At 47.6% G+C, this 2,064-nt stretch carries 1 protein-coding gene and 1 pseudogene; both read right to left on the bottom strand.

Annotation, left to right across the window (positions count from 1 at the left end):
• Nucleotides 1-116: 116 nt before the first annotated feature.
• Nucleotides 117-842 carry a hypothetical protein gene (locus Q0698_RS13215; protein ID WP_298637159.1) on the bottom strand — a complete coding sequence of 242 codons (726 nt, stop codon included), beginning with the start codon at nucleotides 840-842 and terminating at the stop codon, nucleotides 117-119.
• Nucleotides 835-2,064: pseudogene (locus Q0698_RS13210) on the bottom strand (hypothetical protein); the annotation flags it as partial. The gene Q0698_RS13215 and the pseudogene Q0698_RS13210, both read right to left, overlap by 8 nt.

The raw sequence follows: 2,064 nt of genomic DNA, 5'->3' as shown, positions 1-2,064 counted from the left end.
CATCCCAACGGTATTGCACGTATTCAAGGTAGTTGGCGTTATCGCTGGCGAGATCAATCACTATGCCACCGGGCGACAGATCGAAGGGGACTCATCAAATTAGGCTAGCTTTAACTTCATGTTGATTCGGCCAGAAATCTAGCTATATCATCATCTAAGAAATTGATAAGACGCGCCCTTATTTCATCGAGTTCCGGCAATAACTCAACGGGCAGAAGCAAGCGAAACGCCAGGCCATCAACGTCGAAGCCTGTCTTACACTGTGTTGAATTTCGTGTAAAATAAGTAAAACTAATTGTGCAAGTCGCGACAAATTGATAACCATTCTGATTTCGTCTATACGCGTTGAAATAACCAAAGTTAGAGTGGACCCAAATAAAATCATTGTGAACCCCAAGTTTTTCCATGATCTCAGCAATTCTGACTTCCCTACCGTTAAATATCCACGGGCGCGAGAGGTAAAATAACCGTTCATTCGACGTACTAACTAACTCGGGTGCTTTTCCAGTCAAAGGCCAGTCGTAACCGACTGGCGCTGGTACGTGCGAGTTATAATACAGACCAGCAAAATTCCGTTCATCTGCATTCTTTGATATCCGAAGGTTAATCGTCTCTTCGGGAAAGTTGGTGAGTCCAATCAAACTTAGCGGGATTTCAAATGTTCGCGAGTAAACCGCCAAACCACGATCATCATAATAATCCCAATGAAGCCCTCCTTGCTCATAGATATTTATTTTCTCCGAAAAATCCTTCCTGTGAGTATGCCAGCTCCAGAGCTCTACTAGTATGAAACACGTGATAATAAACAGTACTGAAAACTTCAATTTCGACATATTATCCATCGCACCCTACACACCACATAATGCTATATAATTCAGAGTCATTCCCGAACATCGTTCCGCCAAATGCCATGGAGGTTTGAATCCCAAATTTCTCGAAAACTAAGTCATGATAATCCGCAACCTGTCTTGGACTCAACAAGTGATGTACCCCACTGGTATCATCCGTTACCTTCCCAGCGTGCGCAACCGCCAGAGCCTGGCCGATTCGCGCCAACTGCTCCTCACCGAGATAGTACCCAATCGCGAGCCCTTCGGCTGTGTTACCTGTGCGATTCGCGTACGCTAGGTGAAGTTTTAAGTTCGCCCATGAAATGGGAGCAAGCCTTTGGGCGAAGAGATCTGCCCTAGGATCTATTGCATAATTATCTGAATCCCACCCGGCCAAAGCAACATGCGCTATCGGATCACCCGAATCGAGACGTGACCACCAAAATTCGATGTAGCGGCCTTCATCAAGCATAGATTGTTGTTCAGCAGTAATAGGAGCCGATCCCTTTGTTAGTGCACCGACGGAGTCTTGAACTCTTCGGGCTATAGCTTTCCCTAAGGAAAGCGCACTCTCAGCATTCAACAAGTGCCCCAGCCCACCGGTAACGAAGCCATTCGCAAACTTACCACCACTAAGTGAACTTACCGTTCCTGATACGCCTGCCGCAATAAGTGTTCGTTTCATTAGCGCTGCGTTGTCAGTACCAAACGCGCCTTTAGGGACACCGTTCGCGTCCTCGTATACTAAGTTTCCGCCCACTGCTTTCGCAACACCAGCACTCAAAAACCCTGTAACGAACTTACCACCTTGAAGATCAGATAATATGCCACCAGAAACGGCGTGTGTTAAAACCAGCGTTGTTTCTACTTCACCGATCATTCCCATAGAATTGGTAAAAAAGTTGGAATTCGCCAGATCACCGATACCTGCAAACACCGCGCCAGAAAGCGCGCCCCACATAGCGCCTTCCCAGGTACCCGTCGCAATGCCACCTGCCACAGCACCTACCGCCGCTCCATAACCAACAGCGGCCAATCCTTCTAAAGCGAAATAGTACTGCTGGAGTATTACGGCTACAGCCGCCACCACAATCGCCAACACCGGCCGCAACTCACACGGAATGTGACCACTCGGATCCGTCGCGTTCAGCGGATTATTCATCACATAACTGTAACGGTTGTACGCTTGCAGGTTATTCGCATCCGGCACAAACGTATCCGCACTTAAGAACCT

This window comes from uncultured Umboniibacter sp., from assembly GCF_947497555.1.
Lineage (GTDB): Bacteria > Pseudomonadota > Gammaproteobacteria > Pseudomonadales > DSM-25080 > Umboniibacter.
This window is presented reverse-complemented; position numbering and strand designations above follow the sequence as displayed.